Here is a 17,235-nt window from a genome sequence, read left to right on the forward strand (position 1 = left end):
CCGTGGACCGCTTTTCCTGAAAAGCAGAAAACCCTCGGAAGCCTGCGCTTCCGAGGGTTCACCTGGGTAGCCCCGACCGGATTCGAACCGGCGCTACCGCCTTGAGAGGGCGGCGTCCTAGGCCACTAGACGACGGAGCCTTGCGATGCTGACAGTGGTAGTCCCGACCGGATTCGAACCGGCGTTACCGCCTTGAGAGGGCGGCGTCCTAGGCCACTAGACGACGGGACCGTGACACTGTCGTCGGATCCCATTGAGACGGAATCCGCGGCGTCTCCTGAAGGGAGACGCAGCTGGGGTACCAGGACTCGAACCTAGAATAACTGAACCAGAATCAGTCGTGTTGCCAATTACACCATACCCCACCGCCCTTGACCCCCTTGCGGGGCTCGCTGGCGACTCCGAAAGAATAGCCCAGGTTGGGGGTCAAGGCCAAAACGATTGGCCGCCCCGGTCGCGGGAGGCCTCCCCGGTGCCTCCGCTGTCCCCGGGCAGGGGGCTGTGCGACGCTGCTGCAGACGATCCGATCCGGTCCGATCCGGTCTCACGTGAGGAGCCCTTACCTTGGCTGAGAACCCCTTCTTCGCTCCCAGCGCGCTGCCGTACCGGCTGCCGGACTTCGCGCGGATCCGGGAGGAGCACTACCTGCCCGCCTTCGAACACGGCATGGCGGAACAGCTCCGGGAGGTCGAGGCGATCACCGCCAACCCCGAGCCCGCAACGTTCGCCAACACCGTCGAGGCCCTCGAACGCTCCGGGCAGATCCTGTACAGGACGACGATCGTCTTCTCCAGCGTCGCCGCCTCGGACGCCACCGACCGCATCCGGGAGATCGAGACCGAGATCTTCCCCAAGCTGACCAAGCACGACGACGCCATCCGGCTGAACCGCGCCCTCTACGCGCGGATCAAGCAGGTCACCACCGACGACCCCCAGGAGGCGTGGCTGCTGGAGAAGTACCGGGTGGACTTCGTCAGGGCGGGCGCCGACCTGTCCGAGCCCGAGCAGCTACGGCTGCGTGAGCTCAACGAGGAACTGACCCGGCTCGCCACCTCCTTCTCCCAGAACCTGCTCAAGGCCTCGACCGCCTCCGCCCTCGTCGTCGGCGACCCCGCCGAACTCGACGGGCTCTCCGAGAGCGCGATCAAGGCGATCGAGAAGGACGGCGAGTACGTCCTGCCGCTGCTCAACTTCACCAACCAGCCCGCCCTGGCCGAACTGACCGACCGGAACACCCGCAGAAGGCTCTACGAGCTCTCGGTGAACCGGGCGCCGGAGAACTTCGGCCTGGCCGTACGGCTGGCCACCCTGCGCGCGGAACGCGCCGCCCTGCTCGGCTACTCCGACCACGCCGCCTACTCCGTGGCCGACCAGACGGCCAAGACCACCGAGGCCGTCGAGGAGATGCTCGGCAAGCTCGTCGGCCCCGCGGTGGCCAACGCCCGCCGGGAGGCCGAGGCGCTGGCGCAGGAGGCCGGATTCCCCATCGAGCCGTGGGACTGGTCGTTCTACGCGGAGAAGGTGCGCAAGTCGCGCTACGACTTCGACGGCGCCGAACTGCGCCCCTACTTCGAACTGGACCGGGTGCTTCGCGACGGCGTCTTCCACGCCGCCGGCGAACTGTACGGGATCACCTTCACCGAGCGGGACGACCTCGCCGGATACCACCCGGACGTGCGAACCTTCGAGGTGTTCGACACCGACGGCTCACAGCTCGGCCTGTTCCTCTTCGACCCGTACGCGCGGCCGACCAAGCGGGGCGGCGCGTGGATGAACAACCTCGTCGACCAGTCGCACCTGTTCGGCCACCTGCCGGTGGTGATGAACAACCTCAACATCACCAAGCCGACGCAGGGCCCGACGCTGCTGACCTTCGACGAGGTCACCACCGCCTTCCACGAGTTCGGCCACGCCCTGCACGGACTGTTCTCCGACGTCCGCTTCCCCCGGGTCTCCGGCACCGAGGTGCCCAGGGACTTCGTCGAGTACCCCTCCCAGGTCAACGAGATGTGGGCGACCTGGCCCTCCGTCCTCGCCAACTTCGCCAGGCACCACGAGACCGGCGAACCGGTGCCCGCCGAACTGCTGGAGAAGATGAAGGCCGCGGAGAGGTTCAACCAGGGCTTCGCAACCGTGGAGTATCTCGCCGCCGCGCTGCTCGACTGGGCCTGGCACAAGCTGGCGCCCGGCCAGACCGTCGAGGACCCCGAGGCCTTCGAGGCGCATGCCCTGCAAAGCGCTGGAATCGCCTTCGAGCTCGTCCGCCCCCGCTACCGGACCAACTACTTCGCGCACATCTTCTCCAGCGGTGTGGGCGGCTACAGCGCCGGCTACTACTCCTACATCTGGAGCGAGGTGCTGGACGCCGAGAGCGTCGAGTGGTTCAAGGAGAACGACGGCCTCAGGCGCGAGAACGGCGACCACTTCAGGACGGCCCTGCTGTCCGTCGGCGGCTCCATGGACGTCATGGACGCCTTCCGGGCCTTCCGGGGACACGACCCACGGATCGAGCCGCTGCTGGAGCGTCGCGGACTGCGTTAACCTTTGCGCCGCCTGCGGCGGCGCGGGTTGTGTCTCTTTGCGACGCCTTCGGCGCCGCGGGCTTGGGCGCCTCGGGTCGGTGTCTTCCCTCGTCGCTCATCCGCTGCGCTCCTTCGCTCCTCGGTCCAAGCACCGACGCGCCCAAGCCGACACTCCTCACACGCGGCACCGGGGAAGCACAAGACGAACCCCTCACGTGCGACGTGGGGGGTTGGATCGAGTCTGGGCCGGGTCTCTCGATCCGGCTCGGACGGGCGCCTCTGCCGCGTGTGGCTTCGGGGTACGGGGTCAGCCCCTTCTTCCCCATCACCGTTCCGGACCGCACGCCCCACTGACCGACCGGACGTCAGGGCCGCTCCAGGCCCGCCAGGGTCTCTCTCAGCCACTGTCGTTCGGCGGCGGAGGTGGCCCTGGCGACCAGCAGCATGCCCCGCCTGAAGGGGTCGGCGACCTCCTCGGCGCGTAGAGGCCTGCCGTCCCGGTAGAAGAACCCGGCCGGGGTCTCCAGGAAGTCGAGACGGCGGCGCAACACCCTCGCCTGGGCTGCGGGGTCGGGGAGCTGGGCCAGGAAGGCCAGCAGCCCGAAGAAGCGGGTCTGGTCGCTGATGTCGAGATCGGCGGGCTCGGCGAGCCTGCGCCACAGCTCCGCCCGGCCCTCCTCGGTCAGGGTGAGGACCTGCCTGCGGGCCGCCGCCGTCCCCTCCTCCTCGTGTCGTGCCACGAGCCCGGCCCTCTCCAGGCGGGCGATCGCCGGATAGAGGGCTCCGTCGCTGACGGGCCGCAGGTGACCGCTCATCTCCAGGATGCGGCCCTTGAGCTCGTAGCCGTGCATCGGCCCCTCCCCCAGGAGGCCGAGGATCGACAGGGACAGATCACCGTTTGCCATGGGTGCATCGTATCGCTATACCTCTAAACGATATAGCTCGAAAAGAGGTAAAGTGATGTCATTGATCCGTCTGGCCCTGCCCGTCTACGTGGAGTTGCTGACCGCCGTGGTCGCGGTCGGCCTGATCGACCTGTTCTGGGTCTCGGGCCGCGGCGGCCCGGCCGTGGCCGCGGTGACGATCGCGACCACCGTGGAGCACCTCGCCCTGGGCGTCGTCCTGGCGGTCGGGACCGGGACGACCATCGTGGTCGGCAGGCGCGACGGGTCCGGACCGCTCACGCCCGTGGTCCGTACGGCGTGGCTGCTGTGGGCGGTCGTCAGCCTGGCGGTCACGGTGCCCGGGGTCCTGGCGCGGGAGCCGCTGGCGGCGCTCTTCACCGACGATCCGGCGACGGCCGCGCTGACCGCCGAATTCCTCCTGGTCTCGCTGGCCGGGATTCCCGTCTTCTACGCCCAGTCGCTCACAGACGGAATCTTCAAGGGGCGGGGCGACACGACCACCCCCATGCGTGTCGCGTTGCTGTGCAACGTTCTGGTGATCGCCCTCGACCCGCTGTTCATCTACTCGTTCGGCCTGGGTGTCCAGGGGGCCGCCTGGGCGACGGTGCTGGCCCGCGCGGCGACGCTCGCGCTCTCCCTGACCCTCCTCCTACGACGCACGCCCCGCGACGCGCGGCAGGGCCCGAACCGCCGCGACGCCGTCGAGATCCTCCGGGCCGGGCTTCCCCTGTCGGGGGACTTCCTGGCCAGGTCACTCGTCGGCATGACCATGGTCGGGGTGGTCGGCGGCTTCGGGGTGGCCGTTCTGGCGGGCTACGGCATCGGCCTGAAGATCATGTTGGCCGGGGTGATGGCGTTCTACGCGCTCCGCCAGGCGAGCACCATCCAGACGGCCCGCTCGGGCGAGGCGGGCCCCGCCCTGCCGTACGGACTGCTGACGGGTCTGGTCGTCGGCGTCGTGCTGGCTCTCTCCGCGCGGGGTGTGACCGGTCTGTTCACCGATGATCCCGACGTTACCGACGCGGCCGTCGGCTTCCTGCGCTGGATGCCGCTGTATCTCGTCCCGTTCGGCGGCCTGATCGCCGTCGGCGGGGCGTTCCAGGCGAGCGGGCGAGGCGGCAGGCTGCTGGCCGCGACCCTCACGGGTTTCGCGGCCCAGCTCTCCTGCGCCTACTTCCTGGGGCCCCTGCTGGGGGTGACCGGGGTCTGGCTGGCGATGGCGGCGGGTGCCGCCATCGCCCTCACGCTCGTCCTCGTCCCGGTCTCCTCTTCGAGCCTCAGGCTTCGAGCCTGGCGAGCGCGGCGCGGATCCGGGCCGCGGACCGCTCCCGGCCGAGGGCCTCGATCGACTCGAACAACGGCAGTCCGACGGTCCTGCCGGTGATCGCCACCCGGACCGGGGCCTGGGCCTTGCCCAGCTTGAGGCCGTGCTCCGTGCCGACCTCCTCAAGCGCGGTCTTGAGCGAGTCGGGGTCCATCGCGACCGTCTCCAGGCGGGCGAGGTAGCCGGTGAGGATCTCCTTGGCGGAGGTCTTCATGGCCTTGTCCCACGAGGCCTGGTCGAAGACGGGCTCGTCCAGGAAGAGGAAGTCGACGTTGTCCCTGATCTCCGACAGGACCGAGATGCGGGTCTGGGCCAGTTCGGCGATCTTGGCGAAGGTCTCGCGGTCCCAGCCGGGTTCGAGCCACGGCTCGCAGCGGGCGACGAACTCCTCAGGGGACAGCGCCCTGATGTACTCGCCGTTGAAGGCCCGCAGCTTCTTCTCGTCGAAGAAGGCCGAGGACGGGTTGACGTCCTCCAGCCTGAACCTCGGCACCATCTCCGACCAGGGCATGATCTCCCGGTCCTCGCCGGTCCCCCAGCCGAGCAGCATCAGGTAGTTGACCATCGCCTCCGGCAGGTAGCCCTCGTCGCGGTAGGACTCCAGGGCCACCTTGTCGCGGCGCTTGGACAGCTTCTGGCGCTTCTCGTTGACGATGACCGGCACGTGCGCCCACACGGGCGGGGTGAGGCCGAGCGCCTGCCAGAGCAGCTGCTGCTTGGGGGTGTTGGACAGGTGCTCCTCGGCGCGGACCACGTGACTGATGCGCATCTCGACGTCGTCGACCACGTTGGCCAGGACGAACAGCGGAGAGCCGTCACCGCGCGCGATGACGAAGTCCTCCATCGCGTTGTTGGGGAACTCGACCGTGCCGCGGACGAGGTCCTCGACCACGGTGACGCCCTCGTCGGGGGTGCGGAACCGTACGGCGCCCTCGGTCAGGCCGCGGTCGCGGCAGAAGCCGTCGTAGCCCTGGTGCTCGGAGCCGGTGCGGGCCTTGACGTCCTCGCGGGTGCAGGTGCAGTAGTAGGCGCGGCCGTCGGCGGCCAGCTTGGCCACGGCCTCCTTGTGCTGCTCGGCGTAGGACGACTGGAAGTAGGGCCCCTCGAAGAGGGGACTCTCCTCGTTGATGCCGATCCAGGCCAGCGCGGAGATGATGCCCTCGGTCCACTCGGGGCGGTTGCGGGCCGCGTCGGTGTCCTCGATGCGCAGCACGAACCTGCCGCCCGACTGCTCGGCCAGCGCCCAGTTGAACAGCGCGGAACGCGCGCCGCCGACGTGGAACATGCCGGTGGGGGACGGGGCGAAACGAACCCTAATCACGGGAGACCACCCGGTTGGTGAGAGTGCCGATTCCTTCGATGGCGACGCTGACCTCGTCGCCGACGTCGAGCGGGCCGACCCCTTCCGGTGTCCCGGTCAGGATCACGTCGCCGGGGATGAGGGTCATGACCGCGCTGACGTGGGCGATCAGCGTGGGGATGTCATAGATGAGCTTGGAGGTGCGAGAGCTCTGCCTGACCTGGCCGTTCACCGTCGTCGTGATGCCGACGTCGGTCACGTCGAGTTCGGTCTGGATCCACGGGCCGAGCGGGCAGAAGGTGTCGAACCCCTTGGCCCGGGTGAACTGCACGTCCTTCTTCTGCAGGTCACGGGCGGTGACGTCGTTGGCGCACGTGTAGCCGAAGATCACCTCATGGGCGCGCTCCGCGGGGACCTCACGGCAGAGCCTGCCGATGACCACCGCGAGCTCGCCCTCGTAGTCGACCCTGCTGCTCAGCCCGGTCGGGTAGGAGATGGACTCTCCCGGCCCGATCACCGAAGTCGAGGGCTTGAGGAAGACCAGCGGCTCGTCGGGGACCTCGCCACCCATCTCCTTGGCGTGGTCGGCGTAGTTCTTGCCGATCGCGACGACCTTGCTGGGCAGCATCGGCGCGACCAGCCTGACCCGCGAGAGCGAGTGACGCTCACCGGTGAACTGGATCGGGCCGAACGGGTGCCCGGAGATCGCGGAGATGAACTCCTCGCCTGGCCCGCCCTCGACCACGCCGAACCCGACACCCTCACCTGTGGAGAACCTCGCTATACGCACACGACAAGGCTAGTCGGACCCCGCGTCCCGCCGGACCGTCCGTATCTCTCTTCACCTCCATCACTCTCCCAAAGCACGCATAAAGCACTCGATTCCAAAAAGATCAACAAAAACCCTAAATGCTCATATAAAGGATTTTTCTAAGAAGAAGTATGTGCTGGTTAGTGCCCATGTGGGGGGTATGAGAGGCATAGGTAACTTCCGGGGAAGCCGAGCGTCTTCCCCTCGGGGGAGGGAATCGACGTGACCGAAGCCAACACGGTGAACAGGCCGAGGGGCGAGGGCAACCCCGCGCCGCAGGCTCGGACCGACGTCGCCGCGAGCCAGGGAGGCCTGGTGACCCCCAAGGGGACCACCAGCATCGACAGCGGGGTCGTCGCGAAGATCGCGGGCCTGTCGGCCAGAGAGGTGAACGGCGTCTACAACATGGGCGCCGGAACGGCACGGGCGCTGGGCGCCGTACGCGGCATCGTCGGCGGTGACAAGAGCACCGCCACCCAGGGTGTGTCCGTCGAGGTGGGCGAACGGCAGGCGGCGGTCGATCTCGACCTGGTCGTCGAGTACGGCGTGGCCATCCCCGACCTGGCGGCCTCCGTGCGCCGCAACGTGATCACCGGCGTCGAACGCATGACCGGGCTTGAGGTGACCGAGGTCAACATCAAGGTCGACGACGTCCACCTGCCCGGCGACAAGGACGGGGAGAAGGCCGACCAGCCCGATCAGGAACCCCGCGTCCAGTGAGCGAACTCGCGCGTGAGATAGCCGACGCCGTACGGCACTGCCCCGACGTGGCGGACCTGTCCGGCGGCCCCTTCGGGACCGTGGCGACCTACCTGCCGGGGGAGCGCGTCTCCGGCGTCGCCCTTCGTGAGGACGAGGTCGAGGTCTCCATAGTCGCCCGGACGACACGGCCGCTGCCGGAGATCGCCGACGAGGTACGGCTCGCGCTCGCGCCCCTGGTCGGCGACCGCGCCGTGAACGTGCATATCGGAGGTGTTCAATGAACCAGTTCCCAATCTGGTCGGTGGCCGGGCTGACCACCGGCATCGCCCTGGGTTTCGCGGCGGCGTTCGGCGGCCTCGGCGCCTTCCTGCTCGTGCTCGTGCTCGGCGCCGTCGGATTCCTCATCGGCCGCATCGTCGAGGGCGGCGAGATCGACGTGTCCCGGCTGTCGGCGAGACGGCGATGACCGCTCCGGCCGCCGCACAGCCCGCCGTACCGGCGGAGCTGCGCGGCAGGACGGAGATCCCGGAGCGGGTCGTCACCCGCATCGCGGTCTGCGCGGCCAAGGAGGTGGAACGGGTGCGGGAGGTTCGCGAGCGGGGGCCGCTGACCTTCGGGAGACACACCCACTCCACCGTCGACGGAGGGCTCGCCCTGCTGGAGCTTGAGGTCTCCGTCGACTATCCGGCCCCGCTGCTGGAGACGGCCGAGGAGATCCGGCGGCACGTCGGCGAACGCGTCCACACGCTGACCGGGCTGTCCGTCGGCCAGATCGACCTCGACGTGACCGGGGTGGTCCCCTCTCCCGAGGAGCAGGGCCCGCCCCGGCAGACCGTGTGGGAGGAGGAAGGATGACCGTCCCTCCCTCGGACCCTTCGTCGGGCTCCTCCTGGAGTCCCTCCCGGGAGGCGGAGGACGACACCGTCCCCATTCCCGGGTCACAGGTCCCCACCTCGGGGGAAAGGCCCGTCCCGGTTCCTGTCCCCGGGACGGGTCCCGCCCCCGGGGCATCCACCGCACCCGGCGCGGAGGTCACGGAGGAGACCGCTCCGCCCGCGCGGGTTCCGAGGAACCACGCCGCGGACAGGGCGGCCGTCAGGGCCTTCCGTCCGCGCCGGGTGGTCCCCGCCGTCATCACCGCCGTGCTGATGACGGCGCTGGGCGTCGTCGTGGCCGCGGAGGTGATCTCCGCGTTGCTCGGCCGCCCGCTGCGCTGGACACCGTACGACCGGATGCTCTCCTGGGCGTCCACGACCAGGTGGGACGACTCCAGGGTGCTGTTCGGCGCCGGGGTGGTCGCCCTGCTCGGCCTGCTGCTGGTGCTGCTGGCCCTCATACCGGGACGGCCCAGGCTCATCCCGGTCAGGACGGGCGACCCCGAACTGATCATCGGCATGCAGCCAAGGGGTTTCACCCGCGCGCTGACCCACGCCGCGGAACAGGTGCCCGGGATCGACCGTGCCCGCGTCAGGCTGCGGGGCAGGACCGCCGAGGTGACGGCCCACAGCCCGCTGCGCGAGCCTGCCGGGCTCGCCGAGGCCGTACAGCGGGCCGTGACCACACGGATCGCCGCCCTCGGCCCGCTGAAGGACTACCCGGTGCGTGTACGCCTACGAGGAGAGTGAGCGTCGTGAACAGGAAGACCGGGCGGGGCAACAGGGTCGGCCTGTTGATCATGGGGGTGCTGCTGTTGCTTCTCGGTGGCTACACGCTGGCCCGGGGCGCGCACACCCTGCCCAGGGCGGTGGCGCCCGGGGACGAACCGCTGGTCAACGACCCGGTACGGGCCACCTTCGCCACGCACTCACCGTGGCTGTGGTGGGTGATCGCCCTGGCGGCGGTCGTGCTGGCCCTGTTCGGGCTGCGCTGGCTCCTCGTGCAGGGACGGCGTGACCGGCTGGGCGACCTCCGCCTGCAGAGCGGTTCCGGCGGGACCACCGACGTGCGCGGCTCGACCGTCGCCGACGCGGTCGCCGACGAGGTCGGCGCCCACCCGGCGGTCCTGAGCGCCAGCGCCGCGATGGTCGGCACGAAGGCCCATCCCGCCGTACGGCTGCGCGTCGTCGCCGACGAGGACGCGCCGATGAGCGCGCTGCGCGAGCAGCTCGGCCGCCGCGCCATCCCCCACATGCGCCAAGCCCTGGAACTGGCGCACGTACCGGCCGTCACCAGGGTGAACCTGGAGAGGCGTTAGGGTCTGTTTTGTGGATCTTCGCCGTAGCGAAGATCCACAAAACAGGCCCTGGTGCCGGCCGGCACTGACCATCGTGGGGCAGGATGGGTTCTTGGCCTCCTCCCCTCCCCGAGGGGAGGAGATTCCCGCGGTCGCCCGCAGGGTTTCCTGTTTCACCGCCGGTTGCCCGCCCGAAAAGGATCTTCGTTGGGGTCTTACACCTGCTCCGCAGGCGTTTCACCTCTCCGCCGGCCCGACGGCGAGGGTGGAGCCGATCGTGCGGATAGCGGCTTGGTTATCGCCGCCACCGAACACATTATCGAACCCTGCAACGTCGCGCCGCGTTTCCTCCGACCCAGAAGGACCGGGTCTCCCCTTAAGGAGTTTCGATGAGCGTTGTGAAGATCAATGTGCTGACCGTTCCCGCCGAGCGGCGCGAGGAGCTGGAACAGCGTTTCTCCGGACGGGCCGGGATGGTCGAGTCCTCCGACGGCTTCGAGTGGTTCGAGCTGCTCCGCCCGCTGGAGGGCACCGACCAGTACCTCGTCTACACCCGCTGGAGGTCCGAGGAGGACTTCGAACGCTGGACGCAGAGCCAGGCCTTCCAGCGAGGCCACGCCCAGGCCTCGACCGAGGCCGCGGCACAGGGTCAGCAGGGTCAGCAGGGTCACGGCCATGCGGCGGCCCCCCATCAGGGACCCGGCCAGGGACACGGTCATGGCCACGGCGGGCCCGCCGCGACCGGTTCCACCCTGTGGTCCTTCGAGGTCGTCCAGAGCACCGGCCCCAGGAACGGTTCCTGACCGCCGCCTCGTGAGCGCGGCGGAGCACGGCCCTTCGCGGGCACCGTGGGCGCCGCCGCGCGTCAGCGGTCCAGGACGTTCGACGCGACCCGGGCGGCGAAGCCGTTGCGGACGAAGTGGCCGGCCAGGCTGGTGGGTTTGCGCTTCGCCTGGTCCTCGAAGCACGCGGCGAACTCCCCGGCGATCCCGAGGCGGGGGTGACGTTCGAGGATCTCGGCCCTCAGCTCCTCGGGGAAGGCCTCCGACCGTCTTCCCGAGATGTCCAGGCCGGTGGACAGTTCGAGCAGGTGGCCCTCCGGGTCCTTCTCGACGTCCACCTCGGCCCACATGTGGCGCACGATCACCTCGCAGGCGCGCACCCGCCGTTCCACCGGCCATCCGGCCGCCGCGCAGAAGACCCACGCGAGGTGGCCCCCCGCCTCCTCGAACGGCACCGTGTGGCTGTCGAACTCCCTGACCAGCCCGATGTCGTGGAGCATCGAGGAGACGTAGAGCAGTTCGGCGTCGAAGGCGATGTCGTTCATCGCGGCGTACGCCGCAGCCCACAGGTAGGCCCGCACGGAGTGGTTCAGCAGCGCGGGCGAACAGTAGGCGGTCGCCACCTCGATGGCCGCGCGGGTGGCCGGGGTCTCGGGGACCACGATTTCGGCGTATTTCATGCGATTCAGCCTGCCGTGACCGCCGATGACCTGCGAGTGGCCGGAGAGACAACCATCGATAGGATTCCGCCATGGGGTTCAGGACGATCGCCGTGGTGATGTTCGACGAGATCCCGCTCTTCGAGGCCTCCGTGCCGATCGCGGTCTTCGGCGAACGACGTACCGGCTCGCCGGAGTTCGACGTGCGGGCGGTCTCCGCCGAGGGCGGCCCGGTGCGGACGGACGCGGGCATCGCGTTGTCGGCGCCGTACGGCTTGGACGCCGTGGACGAGGCCGACCTGGTGATCGTGCCGACCTGGCGGCACCCGCTCGACCGGCCGCCCGCCGCCGAGGCCCTTGAGGCGCTGCGTACGGCCCACCGCAGGGGCGCGACCGTCGTCGGACTGTGCCTGGGCACGTTCGTGCTGGCCGCGGCCGGCCTGCTGGACGGACGGCCCGCCGCGACCCACTGGCGTTACGCCCCGCTGCTCGCCTCCAGGTATCCGAGCATCGAGGTCAAGCCCGACGTGCTGTACGTGGACGAGGGTGACCTGCTGACCTCGGCGGGAAGCGCGGGCGGCATCGACCTGTGTCTCCATCTCGTCCGCAGGGCCTACGGCCACCAGGTGGCCAACGACATCGCCAGGTCCATGGTGATGCCGCCGCACAGGGCCGGTGGGCAGGCGCAGTACATCGACCATCCCGTTCCGGTTCCCGAGACCGGCGACCCGCTGGGCGAGACCCTGGAGTGGGCTCTGCGCAACCTCGACCAGGAGCTGACCGTGGACTCCCTGTCCTCCCGGGCCATGATGAGCCGCCGCACCTTCGACCGGCGCTTCCGCCAGGCCACCGGAACCACCCCCACCCAGTGGCTGCTCCACCAGCGGGTCCTGCACGCGCAACGCCTGCTCGAAACCACCGGCGAACCGGTCGAACGGGTGGCCCGCAGATCCGGCTTCGCCTCCGCGGTGGCCCTACGCCCCCACTTCCGCCGCCAGGTAGGCGTCTCCCCCACCACCTACCGCCAAGCCTTCGGCCCCCCAGCCTGACCCAAGGACTCCCCCTTGAGGCCCCTGGCTTGAGCCTTACCGGTGCCGTGCATGAAGAGTGTCCGGCTTGGGCGCGTCGGTGCTTGGACTGAGGAGAGAGGGAGCGAAGCGGACGAACGACGAGGGAAAGCACCGACTCGGAGGCGCCCAAGCCCCGCGCCGCCGCCAGGCGGAGCAAAAAGGCACTACCCGCGGCGCCGCAGGCGCCGCGAATAGGCAGGGCCGGATTTTTGTGGTCGATGGCTGAGAGAACTATCACGCGGCCACCGTCCGCCCCGTCAAGCTGGAGTCATGAAGCGAGCACTAGTCGTCATCGACGTCCAGAACGAGTACTTCACCGGCAATCTACCGATCGCCTTCCCCCCTCGGCAGGAGAGTCTCGCCAACATCGTGGCCACCATGGACGTGGCGCGCGAGCACGGTGTTCCCGTGGTGATCGTCAGGCACACCGCTCCGGCCGAGTCCCCGCTGTTCGCGAAGGGCAGCCCCTCCTGGGAGCTGCGCGAGGAGGTCGGGAGCAGGCCGTACGACCACCTGGTGGACAAGACGCTGGCGTCGTCCTTCGCCGGGACGGATCTGGCCGAGTGGCTGGCCGCTCAGAAGATCGACACGGTGACCATCACCGGCTACATGACCCAGAACTGCGACGAGTCGACCGCCCGGGACGCCGCCCACCTGGGCCTGAAGGTGGAGTTCCTGTCCGACGCGACCGGCGCCCTCCCGCTGTCCAACAACGCGGGCACCGCGACGGCCGAGGAGCTGCACAACCACGTGCTGGTGGTGATGGCCTCCAACTTCGCCGCCGTGGCGACCACCGCGGAGTGGATCGACGCGGTCAGGGCCGGTGAGCCCCTCCCCCACTCGAACATCTGGGTGAGCACCGAGATCGCCCGCGCCACCCCCTGACCGGCACGAGAACGGCTCCGCCGGGGGCGCCTCAGGCGCCCCTCACCCCCAAAAGGTCACAGAAGCCACAAAGAAACCAGAGGGCCCGCTTTTCCCCGATGACTCACCGCTAAACTGACCCGACCTGGACACCCCCGCGGACAGAGCCGTCCAGCGCCCCCTTCTCTGGTGAACGGCGTGGCCTGGCGCCGTCCGTGCTTGGAGTGAGGAGCCGACCTTGGCCCCCTCATCGCCGGGGTCGAGAGTTCTGGTTCGAGCGCCGTCGGTTAGGGGTGAGGGTTTTGGTTTGGGCGCCGTCGGTGCTTGGACTGAGGAACGCGGGAGCACGACGACGGAGAGATGAGGAAAAGCTCCGGCTCGAAGGCTCCCGAACCTCGCGGCGCCGCCGGACGGCGCAAAGAAGCACAGCGCTGGCCGTCTCGTTCGTCCTGGCCCTGGCCTGCGGCGTGACGAACGGTACGGCGCAGGCCGCCGAAACGGTCAAGCGGACGGCCGAGTGCCAGGGAGACTGGCTGCCGGCGACGCCGACCTCGGCGGACATCATGGCGGGCAAGGTCGAGTTCGTCGGGCTGCCGCCGGTGAAGGTGGGCAAGGACGTCAACTGGCGTACCGACCCGTACCGCAACCGGTCCTGGAGCATGGTCTTCCACTCGCTGCGCTGGATGGGCCGCCTGGTCGCCGACTACGAGACGACCGGGGAGAAGGCCTATCTGGCCCGGGCCACCGAGATCGCCAAGGACTGGGTGGCGGACAACCCCAGGGGCGGCGGGCCGAAGGCCAGCCCGTACGCCTGGCAGGAGCACCCGATCGCCCTGCGCGCCCCGGCCCTGACGTGCCTGAGCAGGCACGTCAACGAGTCCTGGCTGTCGAAGAGCCTGGCCGAGCACGCCAAGATGCTCTCCAACCCGGCCCTGTACGAGAAGGGGCACAACCATGGGATGGACCAGGACATCGCGCTGTTCGGCATCGGCTGCCGCTTCAAGAACACGACGTGGTCGAACCTGGCGCTCAGGCGGCTGACCACGACCGTCAAGCTCGACATCGACTCCCAGGGGGTGCTGCGTGAACAGGCCCCCCGGTACGCGATCTACGTCTACGACCGGCTCAAGCTCGCGATGGAGCGCATCGAGGAGTGCGGCAGGAAGGTTCCCGGCGAGATCCGCTCCCGGTGGGAGTCTCTTGAGGACTTCATCGCCCACTCGACGCAGCCGAACGGGTTCATGGTCCCGATCGGCGACGGTGGCGCAGACGTACAGCCCTCGGGTTACGACCACCCCAAGAAGACGGTCCGGGTCTTCGGCAACGGCTATGTCTACGGGCGCACCGCCTGGGGCAAGCCGGAGTCGGCGTTCTACTCGATCCGGTTCGGCCCGGCCCTGAGGTTCCACGGCCATGAGGACCACCTGGGTGTGACCTATTACGCGCAGGGCCGTGACGTCCTGGTCGACGTGGGCTTCGACTCCTACGAGAAGACCCCCTACCGGCGTTGGACGATGTCGCCGGAGGCGCACAACACCCCCGCCGTGGTCGGTGCCCGGTTCCGTCCCAAGACGGCCAGCGCCCTGAGCAAGTCCTCGGTCGGGCAGGACAGGCAGAGTTACCGGCTGACCGACAGGGCCTACGGCGTGCCGAGGACCCGGTCGGTGCTGGTCAACCACGGCGATGACGTGATGGCGGTGCTGGACACCGTGCCCCGGGGCTCCAAGGTGAGCAACGTCTGGCACTTCGCCCGTGAAATGTCCCTGGTCTCCAACGGCGGTGGCCGGGTCGTGGTCAAGGACAAGTCCGGCTGGAAGGCGACGCTGGTCCAGCTGTCCATGCCCTCCTGCAAGCCGGTCGGCGGGCAGCGGGTGGTCTCCGGCCAGCAGAACCCCTTCCAGGGCTGGGTCTCTCCCACCTATCTGAACAAGCAGGCCGCTCCCGCGGTCCTGTCCCCCGCCACGGAGGGCGCGCTGCTCACCGTCGTGGTGCCGGGAACCGCCTCCCCCGAGGTCTCCTGCTCGGGCGGCAGGGTGCGGCTGCAGACCTCCGAGGGTCAGGTCAGCTTCAAGGTCTCGGGCGCCAACCTGTCCTGACCTCGCTCTCCGCCCGTCCGGCGAGGGGTACGGCCCAGGCCGTACCCCTCGGTTGTGAGGTCAGTCGGCGATGTGGCCCGCCCTGAGCAGGCCGTAGGTGACCGCCTGCTCAAGGGCCTGCCAGGAGGCCTCGATGATGTTCTCGTCGACGCCGACGGTCGCCCACTCACCGGTCTCGTCGCTCGACGTGATGAGGACCCTGGTCACGGCGTCCGTGCCGTGGGTGCCCTCAAGGATGCGCACCTTGAAGTCGATCAGCTCGACGGCCGCGAGCTCGGGGTAGAGCTTCTCCAGGCCGAGCCGTACGGCCTTGTCCAGGGCGTTGACCGGGCCGTTGCCCTCACCGGTCGAGACGATCCGCTCGCCCTTGGCGTGCAGCTTGACCGTGGCCTCGCTGACCAGTTCGCCGTCGCGGGTCCGCTCGACGATCACCCGCCACGACTCGACCTCGAAGTGGCGCCGCTTGCGGTCACCGGCGACGGTGTCGCGCAGCAGCAGCTCGAAGGAGGCGTCGGCCGCCTCGAAGGTGTAGCCCTTCGACTCAAGCTCCTTGACCCGTTCGACGAGGACGCGCGAGGTGTCCGGCGACAGGTCGTAGCCGAGTTCGCGCCCCTTGAGCTCGACGGAGGCGCGGCCCGCCATGTCGGAGACGAGCATGCGCATGTCGTTGCCGACCAGGGAGGGGTCGATGTGCTGGTAGAGGTTGGGGTCGACCTTGATGGCGCTGGCGTGCAGCCCGGCCTTGTGAGCGAAGGCGGAGACACCCACGTAGGGGGCGTGGGAGTTCGGGGTGACGTTGGTGACCTCGGTGATGGCGTGCGCGACGCGGGTCATGTCGGCCAGCGCCTCCTTCGGGACGAGGTCGAAGCCCCGCTTGAGCTGGAGGTTGGCGACCACGGTGAACAGGTTGGCGTTGCCCGAGCGCTCACCGTAGCCGTTGGCGCAGCCCTGTACGTGGGTGGCGCCCGCCTTCACCGCGGCCAGGGTGTTGGCCACCGCGCAGCCGGTGTCGTCGTGGCAGTGGATGCCGATCCTGGCCGTGGTCGCGACGGCGGCGGCGACGACCTCGGCGAGTTCGTCGGGGAGCATGCCGCCGTTGGTGTCGCACAGGGCGATGACCGAGGCCCCCGCCTCGGCGGCGGTGCGCAGGACTTCGAGCGCGTAGGCTGGGTTGGACTTGTAGCCGTCGAAGAAGTGCTCGGCGTCGAGGAAGACTCGCTGGCCCTCCGCACGAAGGTGAGAGACCGTGTCGCGGATCATCGCGAGGTTCTCCTGGAGAGTCGTGCGAAGGGCCAGCTCCACGTGCCGGTCGTGACTCTTGGCGACAAGGGTCACGACCGGCGCGCCGGATTCGCGCAGCGCGGCGACCAACGGGTCGTCGGCGGCCTTGACACCTGCTCGGCGGGTCGCGCCGAACGCGGCTAGCTGCGCGTGCTTCAGATCGAGCTCTGTTCGAGCCCGTCTGAAGAACTCTGTGTCCTTGGGGTTGGCTCCCGGCCAACCGCCTTCGATGAAGCCGACGCCCAGGCTGTCCAGGTGGCGGGCGATGGCCAGCTTGTCCACGACCGTGAGGTTGAGGCCCTCCTGCTGGGCACCGTCACGGAGTGTCGTGTCGTACACGTGGAAGCGGTCGTCGGCCATATCAGTCTCCTTCGCGGGGTTTCGATGTGATTCGCCGCGCGCTCTCTCGGCTCCGAGAAACAAAAAAACCCCTCACGGACGTGAGAGGTCTGCGCGCTGGCGGTGTCCTTTTTCAGCCAGCGCGCCTGCCGATAATGAGCAGACCGTAGAACATGGTGTCTTGGAGTCTGCCACACCCAACCACCACTTGACACATTGATCTCAGGATCTGGAACGCCTGTCCCGCCGACGCGCCCGGAAACCGTTCGCGGAGACAGCTCTGACCAGTGGGAACGGCCACCCGAAGGCGACTTTCCCGGATCCGGCCGTGGGGCGGTGCCCACGCGCGCACGCCACATGGCCCGACGGCGCGCCCGCGGGCGCGGCCGGGGGAGTTCATGGGTTCA

17 protein-coding genes and 3 tRNA genes are annotated in these 17,235 nt (G+C 69.0%); 12 read left to right on the plus strand and 8 right to left on the minus strand.

What is annotated here, in order from left to right; all coding sequences use genetic code 11:
- Positions 1 to 67: 67 nt before the first annotated feature.
- The 3 genes from ACFOYY_RS02335 to ACFOYY_RS02345 form a co-directional block, all read right to left on the minus strand.
- Positions 68 to 140 (minus strand) — tRNA-Glu (locus ACFOYY_RS02335).
- Positions 141 to 155: 15 nt separating this feature from the next.
- Positions 156 to 231: transfer RNA gene (locus tag ACFOYY_RS02340), tRNA-Glu, on the minus strand.
- Positions 232 to 293: 62 nt separating this feature from the next.
- A tRNA-Gln gene (locus ACFOYY_RS02345) sits at positions 294 to 365 on the minus strand.
- Between the two features lie 199 nt (positions 366 to 564).
- Between ACFOYY_RS02345 and ACFOYY_RS02350 the strand changes: the two genes are divergently transcribed.
- Positions 565 to 2,541 (plus strand): M3 family metallopeptidase, encoded by a 1,977-nt coding sequence (locus tag ACFOYY_RS02350; RefSeq protein ID WP_362774141.1) that lies wholly within the window; start codon positions 565 to 567, stop codon positions 2,539 to 2,541.
- Between the two features lie 346 nt (positions 2,542 to 2,887).
- On the opposite strand, the gene ACFOYY_RS02355 is transcribed toward ACFOYY_RS02350, so the two are convergent.
- Entirely contained in the window at positions 2,888 to 3,427 is a 540-nt protein-coding gene (locus ACFOYY_RS02355; RefSeq protein WP_352010263.1) for a PadR family transcriptional regulator, read from the minus strand.
- A gap of 55 nt (positions 3,428 to 3,482) precedes the next feature.
- Here ACFOYY_RS02355 and ACFOYY_RS02360 point away from each other — a divergent pair, with 55 nt between their 5' ends.
- Positions 3,483 to 4,811, plus strand: a complete 1,329-nt coding sequence (locus ACFOYY_RS02360; RefSeq protein WP_386187312.1) for an MATE family efflux transporter — start codon at positions 3,483 to 3,485, stop codon at positions 4,809 to 4,811.
- Here ACFOYY_RS02360 and gltX read toward each other — a convergent pair.
- Both gltX and ACFOYY_RS02370 read right to left on the minus strand, forming a co-directional pair.
- Positions 4,705 to 6,036, minus strand: coding sequence for a glutamate--tRNA ligase (gene gltX, locus ACFOYY_RS02365; protein ID WP_352010730.1), 1,332 nt, complete (start codon positions 6,034 to 6,036; stop codon positions 4,705 to 4,707). The genes ACFOYY_RS02360 and gltX overlap by 107 nt on opposite strands.
- 28 nt (positions 6,037 to 6,064) lie before the next feature.
- On the minus strand, positions 6,065 to 6,841 hold the full coding sequence (locus ACFOYY_RS02370; RefSeq protein WP_352010261.1) for a fumarylacetoacetate hydrolase family protein: 777 nt from the start codon (positions 6,839 to 6,841) through the stop codon (positions 6,065 to 6,067).
- A 243-nt stretch (positions 6,842 to 7,084) separates the two neighbouring features.
- Between ACFOYY_RS02370 and ACFOYY_RS02375 the strand changes: the two genes are divergently transcribed.
- The 7 genes from ACFOYY_RS02375 to ACFOYY_RS02405 all read left to right on the plus strand — a co-directional run bounded on the left by ACFOYY_RS02375 (position 7,085) and on the right by ACFOYY_RS02405 (position 10,540).
- Positions 7,085 to 7,582, plus strand: coding sequence for an Asp23/Gls24 family envelope stress response protein (locus tag ACFOYY_RS02375; RefSeq protein ID WP_386187315.1), 498 nt, complete (start codon positions 7,085 to 7,087; stop codon positions 7,580 to 7,582).
- Positions 7,579 to 7,845 (plus strand): hypothetical protein, encoded by a 267-nt coding sequence (locus tag ACFOYY_RS02380; RefSeq protein ID WP_386187318.1) that lies wholly within the window; start codon positions 7,579 to 7,581, stop codon positions 7,843 to 7,845. The genes ACFOYY_RS02375 and ACFOYY_RS02380 overlap by 4 nt, the downstream gene beginning before the upstream one ends.
- Entirely contained in the window at positions 7,842 to 8,030 is a 189-nt protein-coding gene (locus ACFOYY_RS02385) for a hypothetical protein (protein WP_352010259.1), read from the plus strand. The genes ACFOYY_RS02380 and ACFOYY_RS02385 overlap by 4 nt, the downstream gene beginning before the upstream one ends.
- A complete protein-coding gene (locus tag ACFOYY_RS02390) occupies positions 8,027 to 8,419 on the plus strand; it encodes an Asp23/Gls24 family envelope stress response protein (protein ID WP_386187322.1) in 393 nt (130 codons plus the stop codon). The genes ACFOYY_RS02385 and ACFOYY_RS02390 overlap by 4 nt, the downstream gene beginning before the upstream one ends.
- Complete coding sequence (locus ACFOYY_RS02395; protein WP_352010257.1) at positions 8,416 to 9,189, plus strand: DUF6286 domain-containing protein; 774 nt, start codon at positions 8,416 to 8,418, stop codon at positions 9,187 to 9,189. The genes ACFOYY_RS02390 and ACFOYY_RS02395 overlap by 4 nt, the downstream gene beginning before the upstream one ends.
- Before the next feature lie 5 nt (positions 9,190 to 9,194).
- Positions 9,195 to 9,758, plus strand: coding sequence for an alkaline shock response membrane anchor protein AmaP (locus ACFOYY_RS02400; RefSeq protein WP_386187325.1), 564 nt, complete (start codon positions 9,195 to 9,197; stop codon positions 9,756 to 9,758).
- A gap of 368 nt (positions 9,759 to 10,126) precedes the next feature.
- Positions 10,127 to 10,540 carry an antibiotic biosynthesis monooxygenase family protein gene (locus ACFOYY_RS02405; RefSeq protein WP_386187328.1) on the plus strand — a complete coding sequence of 138 codons (414 nt, stop codon included), beginning with the start codon at positions 10,127 to 10,129 and terminating at the stop codon, positions 10,538 to 10,540.
- Between the two features lie 62 nt (positions 10,541 to 10,602).
- Here the strand turns inward: ACFOYY_RS02405 and ACFOYY_RS02410 are convergent, their stop codons facing one another.
- Positions 10,603 to 11,199, minus strand: coding sequence for an HD domain-containing protein (locus tag ACFOYY_RS02410; protein WP_352010254.1), 597 nt, complete (start codon positions 11,197 to 11,199; stop codon positions 10,603 to 10,605).
- Between the two features lie 71 nt (positions 11,200 to 11,270).
- Here ACFOYY_RS02410 and ACFOYY_RS02415 point away from each other — a divergent pair, with 71 nt between their 5' ends.
- From ACFOYY_RS02415 to ACFOYY_RS02425, 3 genes are all read left to right on the plus strand, one after another.
- Entirely contained in the window at positions 11,271 to 12,227 is a 957-nt protein-coding gene (locus tag ACFOYY_RS02415; protein WP_362909426.1) for a GlxA family transcriptional regulator, read from the plus strand.
- A 291-nt stretch (positions 12,228 to 12,518) separates the two neighbouring features.
- Complete coding sequence (locus ACFOYY_RS02420; protein ID WP_386187333.1) at positions 12,519 to 13,133, plus strand: cysteine hydrolase family protein; 615 nt, start codon at positions 12,519 to 12,521, stop codon at positions 13,131 to 13,133.
- Positions 13,134 to 13,579: 446 nt separating this feature from the next.
- Positions 13,580 to 15,208 carry a heparinase II/III family protein gene (locus tag ACFOYY_RS02425; RefSeq protein ID WP_386187336.1) on the plus strand — a complete coding sequence of 543 codons (1,629 nt, stop codon included), beginning with the start codon at positions 13,580 to 13,582 and terminating at the stop codon, positions 15,206 to 15,208.
- A 60-nt stretch (positions 15,209 to 15,268) separates the two neighbouring features.
- Here ACFOYY_RS02425 and cimA read toward each other — a convergent pair whose 3' ends face one another.
- Positions 15,269 to 16,849, minus strand: coding sequence for a citramalate synthase (gene cimA, locus ACFOYY_RS02430; RefSeq protein ID WP_352010250.1), 1,581 nt, complete (start codon positions 16,847 to 16,849; stop codon positions 15,269 to 15,271).
- Positions 16,850 to 17,235 lie beyond the last annotated feature (386 nt).

The sequence above is a fragment of the Streptosporangium jomthongense genome (assembly GCF_042650425.1).
Taxonomy (GTDB): Bacteria; Actinomycetota; Actinomycetes; order Streptosporangiales; family Streptosporangiaceae; genus Streptosporangium.